The 19,204-nt window shown below is 68.6% G+C and carries 17 protein-coding genes and 1 pseudogene; 14 read left to right on the top strand and 4 right to left on the bottom strand.

Translation table 11 applies throughout. From position 1 onward, the window contains the following. Nucleotides 1–44: 44 nt before the first annotated feature. The 11 genes from QH290_RS28565 to QH290_RS28515 are packed head-to-tail and all read left to right on the top strand — an operon-like array spanning nucleotide 45 to nucleotide 11,308. Complete coding sequence (locus QH290_RS28565; RefSeq protein ID WP_280386287.1) at nucleotides 45–1,316, top strand: beta-ketoacyl-[acyl-carrier-protein] synthase family protein; 1,272 nt, start codon at nucleotides 45–47, stop codon at nucleotides 1,314–1,316. Then, the gene (locus QH290_RS28560; RefSeq protein WP_280386285.1) at nucleotides 1,313–2,560 is read left to right on the top strand and encodes a beta-ketoacyl synthase N-terminal-like domain-containing protein; all 1,248 of its coding nucleotides are present in this window, start codon (nucleotides 1,313–1,315) and stop codon (nucleotides 2,558–2,560) included. The genes QH290_RS28565 and QH290_RS28560 overlap by 4 nt, the downstream gene beginning before the upstream one ends. Nucleotides 2,561–2,565: 5 nt before the next feature. Further along, nucleotides 2,566–2,832: an acyl carrier protein gene (locus tag QH290_RS28555; RefSeq protein ID WP_280386283.1), complete on the top strand. Its 267-nt coding sequence runs from the start codon at nucleotides 2,566–2,568 to the stop codon at nucleotides 2,830–2,832. Then, nucleotides 2,822–3,616, top strand: coding sequence for an SDR family NAD(P)-dependent oxidoreductase (locus QH290_RS28550; protein ID WP_280386281.1), 795 nt, complete (start codon nucleotides 2,822–2,824; stop codon nucleotides 3,614–3,616). Before QH290_RS28555 ends, QH290_RS28550 begins: the two co-directional genes overlap by 11 nt. Before the next feature lie 28 nt (nucleotides 3,617–3,644). Then, on the top strand, nucleotides 3,645–4,553 hold the full coding sequence (locus QH290_RS28545) for an aromatase/cyclase (RefSeq protein ID WP_280386279.1): 909 nt from the start codon (nucleotides 3,645–3,647) through the stop codon (nucleotides 4,551–4,553). Next, a complete protein-coding gene (locus QH290_RS28540; protein WP_280386277.1) occupies nucleotides 4,550–5,485 on the top strand; it encodes an MBL fold metallo-hydrolase in 936 nt (311 codons plus the stop codon). The genes QH290_RS28545 and QH290_RS28540 overlap by 4 nt, the downstream gene beginning before the upstream one ends. 14 nt (nucleotides 5,486–5,499) lie before the next feature. Further along, a complete protein-coding gene (locus tag QH290_RS28535) occupies nucleotides 5,500–7,050 on the top strand; it encodes a class I adenylate-forming enzyme family protein (protein ID WP_280386275.1) in 1,551 nt (516 codons plus the stop codon). Then, nucleotides 7,047–7,745 carry a dienelactone hydrolase family protein gene (locus QH290_RS28530; protein ID WP_280386273.1) on the top strand — a complete coding sequence of 233 codons (699 nt, stop codon included), beginning with the start codon at nucleotides 7,047–7,049 and terminating at the stop codon, nucleotides 7,743–7,745. The genes QH290_RS28535 and QH290_RS28530 overlap by 4 nt, the downstream gene beginning before the upstream one ends. Nucleotides 7,746–7,762: 17 nt before the next feature. After that, complete coding sequence (locus QH290_RS28525) at nucleotides 7,763–9,304, top strand: acyl-CoA carboxylase subunit beta (protein ID WP_280386271.1); 1,542 nt, start codon at nucleotides 7,763–7,765, stop codon at nucleotides 9,302–9,304. A 21-nt stretch (nucleotides 9,305–9,325) separates the two neighbouring features. Further along, on the top strand, nucleotides 9,326–9,523 hold the full coding sequence (locus QH290_RS28520) for an acyl-CoA carboxylase epsilon subunit (protein ID WP_280386269.1): 198 nt from the start codon (nucleotides 9,326–9,328) through the stop codon (nucleotides 9,521–9,523). A gap of 24 nt (nucleotides 9,524–9,547) precedes the next feature. Then, the gene (locus QH290_RS28515) at nucleotides 9,548–11,308 is read left to right on the top strand and encodes an acetyl/propionyl/methylcrotonyl-CoA carboxylase subunit alpha (protein WP_280386267.1); all 1,761 of its coding nucleotides are present in this window, start codon (nucleotides 9,548–9,550) and stop codon (nucleotides 11,306–11,308) included. 3 nt (nucleotides 11,309–11,311) lie between these two features. On the opposite strand, the gene QH290_RS28510 is transcribed toward QH290_RS28515, so the two are convergent. Continuing rightward, entirely contained in the window at nucleotides 11,312–12,361 is a 1,050-nt protein-coding gene (locus QH290_RS28510) for an Lrp/AsnC family transcriptional regulator (RefSeq protein WP_280386265.1), read from the bottom strand. A gap of 108 nt (nucleotides 12,362–12,469) precedes the next feature. Between QH290_RS28510 and QH290_RS28505 the strand changes: the two genes are divergently transcribed. The 3 genes from QH290_RS28505 to QH290_RS38235 are packed head-to-tail and all read left to right on the top strand — an operon-like array spanning nucleotide 12,470 to nucleotide 14,983. Next, nucleotides 12,470–14,035, top strand: a complete 1,566-nt coding sequence (locus tag QH290_RS28505; RefSeq protein ID WP_280386263.1) for an MFS transporter — start codon at nucleotides 12,470–12,472, stop codon at nucleotides 14,033–14,035. Between the two features lie 34 nt (nucleotides 14,036–14,069). After that, nucleotides 14,070–14,489, top strand: coding sequence for a hypothetical protein (locus tag QH290_RS28500; protein ID WP_280386261.1), 420 nt, complete (start codon nucleotides 14,070–14,072; stop codon nucleotides 14,487–14,489). 11 nt (nucleotides 14,490–14,500) lie between these two features. Continuing rightward, nucleotides 14,501–14,983, top strand: a complete 483-nt coding sequence (locus QH290_RS38235; RefSeq protein ID WP_425303660.1) for an anthrone oxygenase family protein — start codon at nucleotides 14,501–14,503, stop codon at nucleotides 14,981–14,983. Nucleotides 14,984–15,076: 93 nt separating this feature from the next. Here the strand turns inward: QH290_RS38235 and QH290_RS38230 are convergent. The 3 genes and pseudogenes from QH290_RS38230 to QH290_RS28485 all read right to left on the bottom strand — a co-directional run. Beyond that, nucleotides 15,077–15,346, bottom strand: a pseudogene (locus tag QH290_RS38230) (helix-turn-helix domain-containing protein); the annotation flags it as partial. Nucleotides 15,347–16,261: 915 nt separating this feature from the next. Beyond that, on the bottom strand, nucleotides 16,262–17,401 hold the full coding sequence (locus QH290_RS28490; protein ID WP_280386299.1) for an MFS transporter: 1,140 nt from the start codon (nucleotides 17,399–17,401) through the stop codon (nucleotides 16,262–16,264). A 448-nt stretch (nucleotides 17,402–17,849) separates the two neighbouring features. Continuing rightward, nucleotides 17,850–19,067, bottom strand: a complete 1,218-nt coding sequence (locus tag QH290_RS28485; RefSeq protein WP_280261953.1) for an NADP-dependent isocitrate dehydrogenase — start codon at nucleotides 19,065–19,067, stop codon at nucleotides 17,850–17,852. Between the last annotated feature and the right edge of the window lie 137 nt (nucleotides 19,068–19,204).

The raw sequence follows: 19,204 nt of genomic DNA, 5'->3' as shown, positions 1-19,204 counted from the left end.
CACCGCCGGAAACCATTTCCGGCGCGGTTGATTCAGGAGTCCCCATGTCACAACACGACCGCAGAGTCGTCGTCACGGGTATCGGTGTGGTTGCCCCCGGTATGCCCGGACGGAAGAATTTCTGGAATCTCATTGCCGGTGGCCGCACCGCCACCCGCCGGATGACCCTCGTCGATCCGGCGCCGTTCCGCTCGCAGGTCGCCGCCGAGGTCGACTTCGACCCGCAGATGTGCGGGCTGAGTCCCGCCGAGACGCAGCGGATGGACCGGGTCGGCCAGTTCGCCCTGGTCGCCGCGCGGGAGGCGCTGGTGGACAGCGGTCTCGAATTCGACCGCACCGACCCCTGCCATACGGCCGTCGTGGTGGGCACGGCCGTCGGCTCCACCCCGGGCCTGGAGTCGGAGTACGTGCGGATGAGCGAGCGCGGCACGCTGTGGGAGGTCGCCGAGCACGCGGCCTCGCCGAACTACTACTCCTATTACATCCCCAGCTCCATCGCCGTCGAGCTCGCGCGGGAAGTCGATGCGCGCGGCCCGGTCTCGGTGGTGTCCAGCGGCTGCACCTCCGGGCTGGACTCGGTCGCGCACGCGGTCGACCTGGTCCGCGAGGGCACCGTCGAGCGGGCGGTGTGCGGCGCCTCGGACGCGCCGATCTCCCCGATCACCATCGCCTGCTTCGACGCGATCAAGGCGACCACGCCGCGGGTCGAGAATCCCGAGCGCGCCTCGCGGCCGTTCGACCTGTCCCGCAACGGTTTCGTGCTCGGCGAGGGCGCGGCCATGTTCGTGATCGAGGAGCTGTCGGCCGCGGTGCGCCGGGGCGTGCCGATCTACGGCGAGATCAGCGGCTTCGCCGGGCGGTGCAATGCCTACCACATGACCGGCCTGCGCCCGGACGGCGCCGAGATGGCCGACGCGATCACCGCCGCGCTGCGCCGGGCCCGGCTCGCGCCGACCGAGATCGGCTACATCAATGCGCACGGCTCCGGCACCAAGCAGAACGACCGGCACGAGACCGCCGCGTTCAAGCGCGCGCTGGGCGAGCACGCCTACCGGACGCCGATCAGCTCGATCAAGTCGATGGTCGGGCATTCGCTGGGCGCGATCGGATCCATCGAGATCGCCGCCTGCCTGCTCACGCTGACCAACGAGCTGCTGCCGCCGACCGCCAACTGGACCGAGCGGGATCCGCAGTGCGACCTGGACTACATTCCGGGCGAGGCCCGGCCCGCGGCGCTGGATCACGTCCTGACCGTGGGCAGCGGGTTCGGCGGATTCCAGAGCGCGATGGTCATCTCCCGGGTGGATGCGCGATGAGGGCCGTCATCACCGGGCTGGGCGTGATCTCGCCGTTCGGGCTCGGCACGCAGGCGTACTGGTCGGGGACGCTCGCGGCGGCCAATGCCGTCGCGCCGATCACCCGGTTCGACGGCAGCCGCTACGCCACCGGCGTGGCGGGCGAGGTGACGCCGTTCGATCCCCGGGCGCACCTCCCGGCGCGGCTGCTGCCGCAGACCGACCGCGTCACCCAGTTCGCGCTGGTCGCCGCGCAGGAGGCGCTCGACGACGCCCGGCTGTCCCCCGACGACCTGGCCGGATATTCGGCGGCGGTGGTCACGGCCAACAACGGCGGCGGCTTCGAATTCGCGCAGAAGGAGATGCAGGCGCTGTGGTCGCAGGGGCCCGACCACGTCAGCGCGTACCAGTCCTTCGCCTGGTTCTACGCGGTCAACTCGGGGCAGATCTCGATCCGCCACGGCATGAAAGGCCCTGGGCGAGCGCTGGTTTCCGATGACGCGGGGGGCATGGACACGATCGGACAGGCGCGGCGGCAACTGCGCGAACCCGGCGACTGCCGGATCGTGCTGGCGGGCGCGGTGGACAGCAATATGTGCCCGTGGGGCTGGTCGGCCTACACCAGTTCGGGGCTCATGACCGTCGGCGCGGACCCCGACACCGCCTACCGGCCGTTCTCCCCCGGCGCCTCCGGATTCGTCTCCGGTGAGGGCGGAGCGCTGCTGACGGTGCAGCCGGACCGCGCGCCCGACGGCACGCGGCCGCAACGGATGTACGCCGAAATCGCCGGTTTCGCTTCGACTTTCGACGGTCGCGGGGCTCCGGTTGCCGGGCTGGAGCGGGCGATCCGGCGTGCCCTCGCCGATGCCGACGCGGATCCCGGCGAGGTGGACGTGGTCTTCGCCGACGGATTCGGCACGGCGGATATGGACGAGCAGGAGGTACGGGCGATCACCGCGGTCTTCGGCGCGGGCGCCGTGCCCGTGACCGTGCCCAAGGCGGGGATCGGCCGAATCGGCTGCGGCGCCAGCGCTTTGGATATCGCCACCGCCTGCCTGGCGCTGCGCGACGGTGTCGTCCCGCCCACCCGCACCTATCCGCGCTCCCGGCGAGCCCGGGACCTCGATATCCCGACCAGTCCCGTCCACGCGGACCTCGGCGCCGCCCTGGTGCTGGCCCGCGGGCGCGGCGGCTTCAATTCGGCGACCTTGCTGCGCAGGCCGAGCAGCGCTGTCGCGGTAGCGAACTCGGCCACGAAGAGGTGATTCGGATGAACAGCGAATACAAGGACATTCTCGCCGAGGTGCTGCGGCAGGTGGCGGGCGACGATGCCGCCATCGAGGTGGCGGCCCTGGACCAGGCCGGTGACGAAACCCCGTTCGAGGATATGGGTTTCGACTCCATCGCCCTGTTGGAAGTCCTCAACCAGCTCAAGCGCGAGCACGGTATCGCACTGGACGACGACGTGCTGGAGCAGGCCACGACGCCCGCGCAGCTGGTCGCGGCGATCGACGAGGAGCGCCGCCATGTCGCCTGACACCAACGGACAGGGCCGGGTCGCGCTCATCTCCGGCGGCACCAGCGGCATCGGGCTGGCCACCGCCACCCGGCTCGGCACGGCCGGATACCGGGTGTTCCTCTGCGGGCGCGACACCGACCGGCTCGCCGCCACCCTCGCGGATCTGCGCACCCTCGGCATCACCGCCGACGGCGTCGGTTGCGATGTGCGCGACGAGGTTTCGATCGAGGCGTTCGTCGCCGCCGGTGTCGAGCGCTTCGGACCGGTCGACACCCTGGTCAACAATGCCGGAATTCCGGGCGGCGGCGTGACCAGTGAGCTGTCGAGCGAGCTGTGGGACACCGTGATCAGCACCAATCTGCGCAGCGTCTTCCTGATGTCGAAGTACGTGCTGACCACGGGAAGGATGCCGACGCGGCCCGCCGGGCAGATCATCAATATCGCCTCCACCGGCGGCAAGCAGGGCGTGGTGCTCGGAGCGCCGTACACCGCGTCCAAGCACGGCGTGGTGGGCTTCTCCAAATCGCTCGGCCTGGAGCTGGCGGGGACCGGTGTCACCGTCAACGCCGTCTGCCCGGGATATGTGGAAACGCCTATGGCACAGCATGTTCGGAGCAACTACTCGAAGATCTGGGGCATCGAGGAGTCGGCGGTGCTGACCAAGTTCGAGGCCAAGATTCCGCTGGGCCGCTACACCACGCCCGACGAGGTCGCCGGGCTCGTCGAATACCTCACCACCCCGGCGGCCGCCGCGATCACGGCGCAGGCGATCAACGTCTGCGGCGGACTCGGCAACTACTGACCGGCACTCACCGAGCGAGGACAACGCCATGGACACCACACATTCCGTCGATATCGACGCCGATTCCGGCACGGTCTACGACCTGCTGGCCCGGGCCGAGTACTGGCCGGAGCTGTTCGCGCCCACCCTGCGGGTCGAATATCTGCACCGCGCACCGGATTCGGAGATGCTGCGCATCTGGGCCCGGGCGGGCGAGGACGTCAAGTCGTGGACCTCGGTGCGGGAACTGGATCGCGACGCCGGGCGCATCACCTTCCGGCAGACCGCCCCGGCCGCGCCGATCGCGGCCATGGCGGGCACCTGGACGGTCGAGCCGATCGGCGACGACCGGACGAAACTCCATCTCGCCCACACCTTTTCCGCGGCCGAGGACGACCCGGCGGTACTCGAGTGGATCGAGCGGGTCACCGACGAGAACAGCCGCACCGAACTGGCGGGACTGAAGGCACTGGCCGAGCGCCGGGCCGAGACCGCCGAGGTGCGGACGTTCTCCGACTCGATCCGGATCGCCGCCGATCCGAAGGCCGTGCACGAATTCATCTGGGACGCACGGTGCTGGACCGAGGTGCTACCGCATGTGCGGGCGATCGACGTGCGCGAGTACGGGACCGGTGTGCACGCGCTGACGATGACCACCCGCTCCAGCGTGGGCGAGCACGACACCATGTCGATCCGGATCACCGACGGGCACAGCCGTATCGAATACAAGCAGCTGAACCTGCCGCCGCTGCTGGATCTGCACCTGGGCAGCTGGAGCATCGACGCCTCCGGCGGCGATGCCGTGCTGACCTCGTCGCACACCATCCGGTTGCGGCCCGAGCACGCCACCGCCGAGCCGCAGGGACCGAATCTGGACAAGGCGCGAGATGCGTTGAGCGCCAACAGTATGTCGACGATGCGCATCGCCAAGCAGCGCCTGGAGAGCGAGCACCCGTGACCGAACTCGCCACGGCCGGACTGCCCGCGGCTCCCACCATGGTGGAGCTCGCTCCCAGCGTATTCGCCTACCTGCAGGAGCATTCGGGGTGGTGCGTCAACAACTGCGGGGTGGTCGCGGGGACGCACGGCACCACCGTGATCGACACCTGCGCCACCGAGGCGCGCACGCGGGCGCAGCTGGCCGCGATCTCCGAGTTGGGAGCCGCGCCGATCACCGACCTGGTGAATACCCATTTCCACGGCGACCACGTCTTCGGCAACTGCTTGTTCCCGGACCGCACGCGCATCGTGGCGCAGCGGTGCACCCGGGACGAGATCGCCGAGAACGGCACCGCCCTGACGGGGCTGTGGCCGCAGGTCGAGTGGGGTGAGGTGTGGGTGCGGTTGCCGGAGGTCACCTTCGACAGCCGGCTCACGCTGCACGACGGCGACCGGGAGATCGAATTGATCCATCTCGGTCCGGCGCACACCCGCGGCGACACCGCGGTGTGGCTGCCGCGGGAGCGGGTGCTGTTCAGCGGGGATCTGCTGATGTCCGGGTGCACACCGTTCTTCCTGATGGGCTCGCTGGACGGGATGCGGCGCGCGGTCGAGGCCATGCGGGAGCTGCGGCCGCGCGTGATCGTGCCCGGGCACGGACCGATCGCCGGGCCCGAACTGCTCGGGGCGACCGCGCGCTACCTGGACTGGGTGGGATCGATTGCCGCGGTGGGGTTCCGGGCGGGCCAGTGCCCGCTCGACGTCGCCCGGCACGCGGGCCCGGGCGCCGAGTTCTCGGGGTGGCGCGATCCGGAACGCCTGGTCGGCAACGTCCATCGCGCCTATGCCGAACTGCGTGGCGGCGCGCTGGGTGAGGCCCTGGACGTGGTGTCCGTCTTCGGCGAGATGGTCACCTTCAACGGCGGCACCCTGCCGCACTGCGCCGCCTGATACGGAGACGAAAGATGCACAGCGACAGCACAATCGAGATCACCGGTGCGACAACACCCCCGGCGCCGGACAGCACGCCCGGCACCGTGGACGAGCTGCTCTCCGAGGCGGCACGCAGCCACGGACCGCGCACGGCGGTGCAAACCGACGTGGCCGTGCTCACCTTCGCCGCGCTCGACGATCTGGCCGATGCGGTGGCTCGGACGCTGCGGGACAAGGTGGGATCGCGCCGGGTGGTCGGCATCGTCGCCGACCTCGATCCGGTCTTCCCCGCCTTCTACTACGGCGGCATTCGCAGCGAAAACATTGTCGCGCCGATCAATCCGCTGCTACCGGCACCGGCGCTCGCGCATGTGCTGGAGTTGTCGGCACTGGCCGCGGTGCTGGTCTCCGAGCGAGGCTTCGAGGGATTCCTCGACAAGGCCCTGGGGCACGAACGGCTCAAAAGCCTGCTGCGCGAGTCGATTCGGCTCGACGCGGGCTGGCTGGTGCGCACCGGATTCGACCACACGGCGGGATTACCCGACGACGCCGCCGCGCTGATGTTCACCAGCGGCTCCACCGGTCCGGCGAAGGCGGTCTGCTACAGCCACGCCAATATTCGCGCCAATGCCGAACAGCTTTCCGCCGCACACGGTCTCGCCGACAGCGGCGGGGTCGCCCACAGCCGTCCCATCTACTACCCGATGCATATGAACGCGTCGATCCGGGTGGGTGCCCGGCAGGTGCTCGCGGGGCATCGCGATGTCTGGGAGTCCGTGATCGTCGCCGATCAGCTGCGCGCCACCCACCTGTATTCGCTGCCGGTGCGGCTCGAGCAACTCGCCGCGGACCCGCGGTTCGGCGATGCCCCGATCCGGCACCTGACCATGATCGGATCCGGCAGCACCGCGCTGTCGGCGCGGGCCAATGCGCGGATCCGGTCCACGCTGAGGCTGCCCTGCTGGCAGGGCTACGGCCTGACCGAAACGACGTCGCTGATCAGCACCGAGCGGGCGGGCGCCGAGCGCATCGGGTCCGTCGGCACCGCCGTCGGCGGTGTCTCGGTGCGGATCGCGCCGCTGGACAGCGCCACACCCGACCCGGTTCCCACCGGAACACCCGGGCAGATCTGGGCGAGCGGACCCGCCATCATGCTCGGCTACTACGACGGCGCCGCGCTGCACAGCGCCCCCGGAACCTGGTTCGCGACCGGCGATTACGGCAGCCTCGGCGCCGACGGCCTGCTCACGGTCACCGATCGGATCCGGGATCTGGTGCACCGCGACGGCGAGGTGATCTCCCCCTCGGCGGTGCGGCGCGCGCTGGAATCGCATCCGGGTGTCGAAGAATGCGAGGTGGTCGGGGTCCATGACGGCGCGGCGGTGCGCCTGGCCGGATTCGTCAACGCCGCGCAGGGGTCCTCCGGCCTGCTCGAAGAGCTGCGCGACACCTATTCCGAAGCAGCACAATTGAACTCGATCGAACTGGTGGACCGGCTGCCACGCCTGCCCAACGGCAAGGTCGACCGATCCGCACTGTCCGACATCGCACGAGCCGATATCGCACGAGGAGCAGCGCAATGAACCAGACCCGGATCGACTCCCCCACCGGCGGCATCGACGCCGAACTCGTCCGGCCCGAGGGTTCCGGCCCCTGGCCGGGCGTGGTCGTGGTGCACGACGTCATGGGACTCAACGACGACGTCCGCACGATCACCCGCACCATCGCCGAGGCCGGATATCTGGCCGCGGCACCCCGGCTGTTCGACGGCAGCGGGCCCCGCTGCCTGGTCGGGATGTTCCGCGACTTCAATCGCGGGCAGGGCACCACCTTCGACCGCATCACCGCGGCCCGCGAATTCCTGAAGGGGCAGCCCGACTGCACGGGGCGCATCGGCGTGGTCGGTTTCTGCATCGGCGGCGGGTTCGCACTCGCCACCGCCACCGACGGATTCGACGCGTCCGCGCCGTTCTACGGCAACCTGCCCAAGGATATGAACGAGACGCTGCGCGGCAGCTGCCCCGTGGTCGGCAGCTACGGCAGGCGCGACCCCTCGCTGCTGGGCGCCGGGGACAAGCTGTCCGAAGCGTTGTCCCACAACGATGTTCCCCACGACGTGAAGACCTATCCCGGCGTCGGGCACGGCTTCGCCAACCACTGGAACGCCGGGCCGATGACCCCGCTGCTGCGCGTCACCGGCTTCGGCTACCAGCGGCAGGCGGCCGAGGACGCGTGGCGGCGGGTGTTCGAGTTCTTCGACACCTACCTGAAAAGCTGAGAGACAGAGGAGACGTCGTGTACCGAACCGTCGCCGAACTCACCGACCTGCAGCGGTCGGTGCAGAGCAATACCACCGCGGCCAGCGCCCGCCAGCACGACCAGGGCAAGGCGACCGCGCGCGAGCGCATCGACATGCTGCTGGACAAGGGATCTTTCACCGAGGTCGAATCGCTGCGGCGCGGGCTCGGGACCGGGTTCGGGATGGCCGGGCGCCGCCCGCACACCGACGGCGTGGTGACCGGATGGGGCACGGTCTTCGGGCGCACCGTTTTCGTCTACGCCCAGGATTTCCGCATTCTCGGCGGCGCGCTCGGCGAGGCCCATGCCGAAAAGATCCACAAGGTCATGGATTTGGCGGCGGCGACCGGTGCGCCGCTGGTGGCGCTCAACGACAGTGCGGGCGCGCGGATCCAGGAGGGCGTCTCCGCACTGGCCGGGTTCGGCGGGATCTTCCGCCGCAATGCCCGGTCCTCCGGGGTGATTCCGCAGATCAGCGTGATGCTGGGGCCGTGCGCGGGCGGTGCGGCCTACAGCCCGGCGCTGACCGATTTCGTGTTCATGGTGCGCGGGATCGCGCAGATGTTCCTCACCGGGCCGGATGTGGTCGCCACGGTCACCGGGGAGCGGGTCACCATGGAGCAGCTCGGCGGCGCCGATGTGCACGCGCAGCATTCGGGGGTGGCGCATTTCGCCTACGACGACGAGCAGACCTGCCTGCACGACGTGCGGCTGCTGCTGTCGATGCTGCCCGCCAACAATCACGAACAGCCGCCCGTCGCACCGTGTTCGGATCCCGCCGACCGGCGCAGCGAGGCGCTGTACGACCTGGTTCCCGCCGACGGCAACCGGCCCTACGACATGCGCGCGGTGATCGAGGAGATCGTCGACGACGGGGTCTTCTTCGAGGTGCAGGAGCAGTGGGCCGCCAATGTGGTCTGTGTGCTGGCGCGGCTCGACGGGCATGTAGTGGGAATCGTTGCCAGCCAGCCGAATTCGCTGGCCGGTGCGCTCGATATCGCCGCCGCCGAGAAGGCCGCGCGCTTCGTGCAGACCTGCGACTGCTTCAATATCGCGATCGTGACGCTGGTCGACGTGCCCGGATTTCTCCCTGGCGTCGGGCAGGAGCACGGCGGCATCATCCGGCACGGCGCCAAATTGCTGTCGGCGTACTGCAATGCGACGGTGCCGCGGATATCGGTGGTGCTGCGCAAGGCATTCGGCGGGGCCTACATCGTGATGGACTCCCGGTCCATCGGTGCGGACCTGGCGCTGGCCTGGCCGACCAATGAGATCGCCGTCATGGGCGCCGAGGGTGCGGTGGAGGTCGTGTGCCGCCGCGAGATCGCGGGCGCCGAGGATCCGGAAGCGGTGCGGGACGAGCGAATTCGCGAGTACCGGTCCGAACTCATCCATCCCTACTACGCGGCCGAGCGGGGCCTCGTGGACGAGGTGATCGACCCGGCCCGGACCCGGTCGGCGCTGATCCGCGGCCTGGCGATGCTGCGCTCGAAACACGCGGACCTCCCGCTGCGCAAGCACGGCAATCCGCCGCTGTGATCGTCGACGAACGGAGACATTGTGAACGACAACGGAATCGGGATCCGGATCGAGAAGGGCAATCCCGACGATGAAGAGATCGCCGCGCTGGTCACGGCGTTGCTGCTGGCGACCGCGGAGCCCTTGGCGCCGGTGCTGCGTCCCGCGCCCGCGCTGTGGCTGCGGCCGCAGCGGCGTACCGTTTTCCTCACCGCGAACAGCTGGTGCCGAGCGGCCTGACCGCCGCGGACTAGGAGGTCGGCCGTGCGAAAAGTATTGGTAGCGAACCGGGGCGAGATCGCGGTGCGTGTGATCCGGGCCGCTCAGGATGCCGGTATCGGGAGTGTCGCGGTGTATGCGGAGCCGGATGCGGAGGCGCCGTTTGTGCGGCTTGCGGATGAGGCGTTCGCGTTGGGTGGGCAGACGTCGGCGGAGTCGTATCTGGTGTTCGACAAGATTTTGGATGCGGCTCGGAAGTCGGGTGCGGATGCTGTTCATCCGGGGTATGGGTTCTTGTCGGAGAACGCCGATTTCGCGCAGGCGGTGTTGGATGCGGGGTTGATTTGGATCGGTCCGTCGCCGCGGTCGATTCGCGATCTCGGGGACAAGGTGACCGCGCGGCATATCGCTGAGCGGGCGTCCGCGCCGATGGCGGCGGGGACGAAGGATCCGGTCAAGGACGCGACCGAGGTTGTGGAGTTCGCGCGGACCTATGGGGTGCCGGTGGCGATCAAGGCCGCGTTCGGTGGTGGTGGGCGTGGGATGAAGGTCGCGCACACGATCGAGGAGATTCCGGAGTTGTTCGAGTCCGCGACGCGGGAGGCCACCGCGGCGTTCGGGCGCGGCGAGTGTTTCGTGGAGCAGTATCTGGACAAGGCGCGTCATGTGGAGGCGCAGGTGCTGGCCGATCAGCACGGCAATGTGATCGTGGCGGGGACGCGGGATTGTTCGTTGCAGCGGCGGTTCCAGAAGTTGGTCGAGGAGGCTCCGGCGCCGTTTTTGTCCGATGAGGTGCGCGGCAAGATTCATGAGTCGGCGAAGCGGATCTGCCGTGAGGCCGGGTACTACGGCGCGGGCACCGTCGAATACCTGGTACAGGGCGAGACGGTGTCGTTCCTCGAGGTGAACACCCGTCTCCAGGTGGAGCATCCGGTCACCGAGGAGACCTCGGGTTTGGATTTGGTGCGGTGGCAGTTCCGGATCGCTGAGGGTCACGAGTTGTCGATTACCGAGGATCCGACCCCGCGGGGGCATTCGTTCGAGTTCCGGATCAATGGTGAGGATACGGGCCGGAATTTCCTGCCCGCTCCGGGGCCGGTGACGGTGTACAAGGAGCCGACCGGGCCGGGTGTGCGTGTGGATTCGGGTGTGGTTGCCGGGAGTGTGATTGGTGGGCAGTTCGATTCGATGCTGGCCAAGTTGATCGTGACCGGTGAGAACCGCACCCAGGCCCTGGAGCGTGCGCGGCGGGCGTTGGCGGAGTACGAGGTCGAGGGCCTGGCCACGGTCATCCCGTTCCACCGCCACATCGTCGAGAACCCGGCGTTCGTGGGTGACGGGGCGAAGTTCGATGTCTACACCAAGTGGATCGAGAACGAGTGGGACAACCCGATCCCGCCCTACACCGGCGGGCAGCCCATCGAAGACGACGAGTCCGAACCACGCCGCACGATGGTCGTCGAGGTCGGCGGACGACGCCTGGAGGTCTCACTGCCGAGCGAACTGACCGCCCGCGCCGCGCCCACCGGCACCAACGGCGTCGTCCGCATGAAACCCAAGTCCCGCACCAGATCCGGCCCCCGCACCGCCTCCGGCAACGCGGTCACCGCACCCATGCAGGGCACCGTCGTCAAGGTCGCCGTCGAGGAAGGGCAGCCCGTCGAGGCGGGCGACCTGATCGCCGTCCTCGAGGCCATGAAAATGGAAAACCCCGTTACCGCCCACAAATCCGGCACCATCACCGGCCTCGCGATGGAGACCGGTGGCGCCGTCACGCAGGGCACCGTCCTAGCCGAAATAGTCTGAGCCTCAGGAAGATTCCACCGGCGACCCCGACGCGACCGCTAGGCGCAGGCCGTTGCGGAGCGCGCCCGCCTGCTTGACCGTGCGAATTACCGGGGAGGTCTCGACCATCGTAAGTCCTTCCAGGAGGCGGACTTTCGTGGTGATGAAGGCGTACAGGTCCTCGGCGGTGCGGCAGACCACCGAGGCCAGGAGGTTGGCGGTGCCGGTGATCGCGACGACGAAGGGGACCTCGGGCTGGTCGGCCAGCAGCTGGCCCGCCTCGGCGAGGTGCTGCGGGTGCACTGTCAGCCAGAGGTAGGCCAGCGAGCGGAAGCCCAGCAGCTCGTAAGCGAGATCGATGTCGAAGACCAGGGTTCCGCTCTCCATCAGGGCATCCAACCGGCGCGCGGTACGCCCGTGCGACTGCCGCGTGGCCTGCGCCAGGCGCGCCACGCTGGTCCGGCCGTCCGCCGCAAGCAGATTCAGCATCGGCAGATCCTCGGGCAGCACCTCGGTCCGCCCGCGCGGCGCGGTCCGCGGCCGCGCCGGTATCTGCGCGGACAAGTCGCCGAACTGCTCGTCGGTGAGATAGTCGCCGTACGCCTGCCAGTCGGCGCCCTTCGTCTTGGCGAAGCGGTGGATCCATTCGTGCGCGTAAACCCGGTCCACCGCACGGGTTTTCGGCAAACGATTCAGCAGCAGCGATTCGCGGTCCTGCATCGTGCGGCAGTGGATGTTGCAGATGATCTCCGAGCCACCCGCCGCGATCGACACCCACGACACATCGGCGCGGCGGGCCAGCGTGGCGCAGATCTGGTCGGCCGACTGCGCGCTGCACCGCAGCCGCAGCGTCCAGGTGCTCTGCGCGGTGTCGTCGCCGCCGACGAGCCCGCTGATGCGCAGGATCCCCTCCGAGACCAGGCGGCGGTAGCGGCGGCCGATCGTCTGCTCGGACGCGCCCAGGACCTGGGACAACACCGTCACCGGGGCACGGTGATAGATCGACAGGCATTGGATGATCTTCATATCCAGCTCGTCGATCGCGATGAAATTTCCCAGATCTATGGGGTTCATGGAACTAATCCTCATTCTGAGGCCGGAACCTGTCAACGGCTCGGCGGCGCTGCCAGCATGGGCGACGACAACGACGTCACGGGCACAATCCCATTCGAAGGAACTGAGATGCGGAAATGGGTTCCGCTCGGCGCCGTGGCGCTGGGCACACTGATGTTGCTGATCGACGTGACCATCGTCAACGTCGCTATCCCGCAGATGGCCGCCGATCTCGATGCCGGGCTGGCCGATCTGCAATGGGTGGTCAACGCCTACGCGCTGGCGCTCGGCGCCGTACTGCTCGGCGCGGGCGGGCTCGCCGACCGCCTCGGGCACGTCCGGATTTACGTCTACGGCTTGGCGGTCTTCGCGATCGCGTCCCTGGTCGCCGGACTCGGGACGAATCTGCAGGTGGTCGTCGGCGCCCGGGCGGTGCAGGGCATCGGCGGCGCGGCCATGCTGGCCACCAGCATCGCGCTGCTCAACGCCGCCTACACCACCGGTAAGGACCGCGGAATCGCCTTCGGCGTCTGGGGCGCCACGGCCGGTGCCGCGGGTGCGGTCGGCCCGGTACTCGGCGGGGTACTCACCGAGTGGCTGTCGTGGCAGTGGGTGTTCTTCGTCAACGTCCCGATCACCGTGCTGGCCATCGCGCTGTCGTTGCGCGCCTTCACGAATGCGGGCGGCGACCGGCAGCGCAGGCTCGACGTCGCGGGCATCGCGACCTTCACCCTGGCGGCGGCCGCGCTCACCTACGGGCTCATCGAGGCGGGCCCGCGCGGCTGGTCCGATGCGCTGGTGCTCGGCTCGTTCGCGGTGGCGGCGGTCGCGCTGGCCGGTTTCGTGGTGGCGGAAATGGTTGTCCCGCAGCCGATCCTGGAGCTGCGACTGCTGCGCAACCGCGAGTTCGCCGGGATCCTGCTCGGTTCCGGACTGCTGAACTTCGCCGCGTTCGGGTACCTGCTCTACACCGCGCTGTGGCTGCAGGACGATCGCGGCATGAGCCCGATCTCCGCGGGGCTGGCCGGAGCGGTCGCGCTGGCGCTGGCCGGATTCGTGGTCAGCGGGGCGATCGGGCGGAACCTGCATGATTCGAATCCGCGCTGGATCATCGGCGGCGGACTCGTGCTGATCGCCATCGGCGCTGCGGCACAAGGCATCCTGACACCCGATTCGAGCTGGCTCCGGCTGCAGGCCGGGTTGGTCATCACGGGCTGCGGCGTCGGACTGGCCACCCCGATCCTGGTGTCGAGCGCGATGTCGACGGTCCCGGTGGAGCGCGGCGGCATGGCCGCGGGCGCGGTCAACACCGCGCGGCAGCTGGGACTGGTATTCGGAATCGCGGTGCTGGGCACCGTATTCCAGAGCCGGGCGGCCCAGGTGCTGAGCGACCGCGGCATCGGCGGCGACACGGGCGAGTTGTCGCGCACGATCGCCTCCGGCGGCGGCGGTCAGATCGTGGCGCAGGCCCCAGAGGCGCAGCGCGCTGCGCTGGCCGAGGCCATCCACGCCGCATTCGCCTCCGGCCTCAACGTCACCCTGCACACGGCCGGGCTGGCCGGGCTCGCCGGGGCGGTGGTCACCGTCGTGCTGATCCGCCGCCGCACCCACGCCGAGCCCGAGATCGCGGCCACCGCCGCAATCGAGAACACGTCCGTACCCGGCGCCGAGTTGCCCGCGGCAACGCGCGCCTGACCTCGCTCGCTCATCGACCGACAAGGAGTCAGTCATGGTTTCGCTTTCCGGTACCCGGCAGCAGGCATATCCCGTCGCCGCCCGGGTGACGCTGGCACTGTCCGGCGTCTTCAGCATCGTCGTCGCCGCCTTCGGATTCATCGGCCTGTTCGCGCAGTCGAACATGCTGCCGCCCGAGGACGCCGTCACCTCGGGGGTGCAGTTCTTCGGTGCCCTCATCGCGGTCCGCAACATCCCGCTCGGGCTGGCGGCGCTGTATGTCATCGTGCGCCGCGACCGCGTCGATCCCACCCCGATACTCGTCGTGTCCGGTATCGTCCAACTCGGCGACGCGGTGATCGGACTGGTCAACGGCCTGCCCAGCATGGGCGTGTCGGCCGGTATCGGCGCCGTCCTGTATGCCGTTGCCGCCGTGTACGTTTCGGGCGCGCGCCGCGGCGAGTCCCGGAGCTGAGATCCGAGTCGATGTCGTGGGAAACGGGGTGGGCCGTGTACACCGTGTCGATTGCGCTGTCACTGTTGACATCCGGGCTGTTCGCGGGGCTCTCGTTCGGGATCGCCGCCAATCCCAGCCTGGCGCGGCTCAGCCCGCCCGCCTACGTGGAGTATTGGCAGGCCGTCAATCGCGACTACGGTCGCTTGATGCCCGCCGTCTTCGCCGTCGGCCTCGGCTCGGCGACCATGGTGCTGCTGCTCGGCCTCGGCGGGCCGCCGCTGGCGGTGACCGGCAGCGTCGTCGCCCTGGCCGCGCTGCTGACCACCATCGTCCTGACGCTGGCCGTGCTCGTGCCGCTGAACGTCCAGGCCGATCGCTGGGCCGGACCGGACTTCCCGGACGGCTGGGCGGGTGCCCGCGACAAATGGCGGCGGTACCACGCGATCCGCACGGGCGTCGCGCTGACCGGATTCGCCGCCACCGCCCTGGTGCCCTTGAGTCAGCTGTCCTGACCGGGCGTCAGCTCGCGCAATTGCCGTACACCGAGACATCCGGCCCGACCTCGAACCGTCCGGTACCGCCGCCGGACGGATGCGGCGATAGTCGCTCGGGGCGCGGCCGAATTCTCGCTGGAATGCGATACCCAGACCGCGCGCGGTACGAAATCCGCACATCTTCGCGATCTGGTCCATTGTCAATATGTCCTGCGCCGGATCGGACAAAATATCCTTCGCGAACGCGGTACGCATCCGCCGCAGCACCGACATCGGCGGATCGCCGTCGTCGAACAGCTGGAAGAGGCTGCGCCGCGAAATATTCAGCGCGGCGGCCAGATTCTCGGCGCTGAATTCCGCATTGGACAGATTGTCCTGCATCACGCGCAGCGCCTGCACCCGGCGCGCGGGCATCGTCTCGGTCAGCGCGAGCTCGTCGGAGAAGGCGTTGCGGACCACCAGATCGACCAGGCTCACCAGGAAGTTGCCCGCGGCCTGCGGGTCGTGCCGCGGCCCGGCCAGCAGGCGCATCGCCGCCTGCGCGAACAGCTCGACCAGCCCCGTGTCGACCGGAAGCGCCGTGAAACAGGCCCGCCGCAGGATCTCGGGGGCGACGGTCAACCGCGCGGCATCGATGTCGACGAACAGCATGTGGTCGTGGGCGGGGCGCAGCGTGGTGCGCGGGCGGCTGTTGAACTGCAGGATCACCGAGCGCGGCGGAATCTCGCGGCGGTCCGAGCCGAGGTCGACCAGGTGCGGCGTGTTCCCCGTGAGCATCAGCTGCACCCGCCCCGAGTCGACGGCCTCGGTCCGCCCCCGATCCATGACGAACACGCCGCCGTCCATCTCGCCCGCGACGACTCCGGTATCGCCGAACCAGCTGCCGGTGTAGTCCGCGGCGAAGGTCCGCTCGCCGCGAATCTCGGGCATTCCGGCGGAGCCGTAGCGGGTGAGTCCGGTCAGTTCGTTCCAGTGGTCGAGGCGCTCCGCGGGGGCGGTGTCGTGATTGTGAATTCTCATCCGGAAGATCGATCCCTCCGGTTTACCAATCTGTTCCCTGCCGTGCATGCTTCCTCCCCAAAGTAAGGCCACAGCAATCGCTCGTTCGATTGATTGATCGGGATCGACCGTCTCCCGAGCGAAGACACCCTTGTCGCCAGCACGGTCTGATTTTGATATCCGCGGATACGCCGACGATATTAACAAACTCCAGGTTTGTTCTAAGCCCCCAAAATGGATGGCGGATGTGTACCAGATCACTATTGGTCACTGGAAAAGAAAGGAACCCCGCGAACGTCAGGCCGCCGCGCGCCGCGCGAGCCACACGGTCACGGTGAACAGCAGCACGCCAGCGACGGCCAGCCCGGCGCCGACGACCGCCGGAGCGGTGTAGCCGAGGCCCGCCGCGATCACCAGCCCGCCCAGCCAGGCACCACCGGCGTTGGCGATGTTCAGGGCGGCATGGTTGAGGGCCGCGGCGAGCGTCTGGGCGTCGTGCGCGACATCCATCAGCCGGGTTTGCAGTCCGGGGGCCAGCGCCGCACCCGAGGCGCCGACCAGGAAGGCACCGGCACCGGCGGTGAACGGATTGTGCGCGGCCGCAACGAATCCGGCGAGAATCACGACCATCGACACCAGCGCCGCGAAGACGGCACCGTCCACTCCGCGATCGGCCAGCACCCCGCCGAGAATGTTCCCGGCGATCATGCCGAGGCCGAACAGCGCCAGCACGATCGGCACCAGGCCCACCGGCATGCCCGCCACATCGGTGAGGGTGGTGGTGATGTAGGTGTAGACGGCGAACATTCCGCCGAACCCGACCGCGCCGACCAGCAGCGTCAGCAGCACCTGGGAGCGGCGCAGCGCACCGAGTTCCGTGCGCGGATCGGTGACGCGGATTCCGGTGAGTTCCGGGACGAACTTCGCGATGGCGAGCACCGTCGCCAGGCCGATGACCGCGACCACCACGTAGGCATCGCGCCAGCCCAGATGCTGGCCCAGCCAGGTGGCGGCGGGAACGCCGACGACATTGGCGGCGCTCAGGCCCAGCATAACGGCGGCAACCGCTTTGGCCCGCTGTCCCACCGGCGCGAGTGTCGCGGCGGCCAGCGATGCCACGCCGAAGTAGGCGCCGTGCGGCAGGCCCGAGACGAACCGCGCGGCGATCAGCGCGCCGAAGGAGGGCGCCAGCACCGTCGCGACGTTGCCCACGGTGAACGCCACCATCAGGGCGATCAGCAGCTTCTTGCGCGGCATCCGGGCGCACAGCGCGGCGATGACGGGCGCGCCCACCACGACCCCGAGCGCGTACGCGGACACGGCGTGCCCGGCCGTCGGTTCGGACTCACCCATGGCCTGCGCGATATCCGGCAGCAAACCCATGGTGACGAATTCGGTGGTGCCGATGCCGAAGCCGCCGAGCGCCAGCGCCAGCATCGCGGGGAGGTGCCACCCGCGCCGCTCGGGAAGATCGACGACGGGGATGCCGGTTACGGGTACGTCGGCGGTGCCGCGCGGAGGCGGCGTCGAGGAGGTGGACGAGGTCTGGGAGGAGGCCGCGGCGGGCCCGAGTACGGAGGCCACGCCCCAGCGCAACACGGCGGCGAACGCCCGCGCATCCCCGATCAAACGTGATCTCACTCACCGCGCCGAATTGTCGGTATCACCCTCTTGCCGGTCGATCCGCACAACTTCGGCACCGAACCCGAACGATGCTGCCGCGCAAACGCTTTCAACGAGACAGCCATCCCACCCGAGCCCCCCACCGAAGCCCCCTGTCACCGACATCACCCTACCCCCCACCACTCGCATGCCCGAGCGCAGACAAGTCGGGCACCCGCGGCCACCGGAACGGTGGGGCGGGTGCCCGTGCGTTCGACCTCGGCTAGCGGAGTTCGCGGGCCAGGTTGGCGTCGAGGACGCCGAGGAACTCCTCGGTGGTCAGGTAGCCCTGGTCGCCGCCGACCAGCAGCGCCAGGTCCTTGGTCATCTGGCCGTCCTCGACGGTCTTGATGACGACATCCTCGAGGGTCTGCGCGAAGCCGATCACCTCGGGGGTGTTGTCCAGCTTGCCGCGATGGGCGATGCCGCGGGTCCACGCGAAGATCGAGGCGATCGGGTTGGTGGAGGTCGGCTTGCCCTGCTGGTGCTGACGGAAGTGCCGGGTGACGGTGCCGTGCGCGGCCTCCGCCTCACAGGTCTTGCCGTCCGGGGTCAGCAGCACCGAGGTCATCAGGCCCAGCGAGCCGAAGCCCTGCGCCACGGTGTCGGACTGCACGTCGCCGTCGTAGTTCTTGCAGGCCCAGACGTAGCCGCCCTCCCACTTCAGCGCGGAGGCGACCATGTCGTCGATCAGCCGGTGCTCGTAGGTCAGGCCCGCGGCGTCGAACTCCTCCTTGAACTCGGTCTCGTAGATCTCCTGGAACGTGTCCTTGAACATGCCGTCGTAGGCCTTCAGGATCGTGTTCTTGGTCGACATGTAGACCGGGTAGTTCTGCTGCAGGCCGTAGTTCAGCGAGGCCCGCGCGAAGTCCTCGATGGACTTCTTGAAGTTGTACATGCCCATGACGACGCCGCCGTCCTCGGGCATCTTCACGACCTCGTGGACGATCGGCTCGCTGCCGTCCTCCGGGGTGAACTGGATCGTGACGGTGCCCGCCTGGTGCACCTTGAAGTCGGTGGCGCGGTACTGGTCACCGAACGCGTGGCGGCCGATGATGATGGGCTTCGTCCAGCCCGGAACCAGGCGCGGCACGTTGGAGATGATGATCGGGGCGCGGAAGATCGTGCCGCCCAGAATGTTGCGGATGGTGCCGTTGGGCGACCGCCACATCTTCTTCAGGCCGAACTCCTCGACCCTCGCCTCATCGGGGGTGATGGTGGCGCATTTGACGCCGACGCCGTGCTTCTTGATGGCATTGGCGGCGTCGACGGTCACCTGATCGTCGGTCTTGTCCCGATACTCGATACCGAGGTCGTAATACTCGAGATTGATGTCGAGGTACGGGTGGACCAGCTTGTCCTTGATGAACTGCCAGATGATCCGGGTCATCTCGTCGCCATCGAGTTCGACGACGGTACCTTCAACCTTGATCTTGGACATGGATCTTCGTGTCCTCCTAGGAAGGTGCTCCCATTGCACGGCCAGGTGAACACGCTTGTGAGCGGACCCTAGCTGTTCAACAGACAACGTATACGCCCCGTGTTGTCCACGGGGACTCGAGGTCTAAACAAGACAAG

Source organism: Nocardia wallacei (assembly GCF_029869545.1).
GTDB classification, from domain to species: domain Bacteria; phylum Actinomycetota; class Actinomycetes; order Mycobacteriales; family Mycobacteriaceae; genus Nocardia; species Nocardia wallacei_A.
Note: the sequence above shows the minus strand (reverse complement) of the source record. Positions and strands in the feature narration are given on the sequence as shown.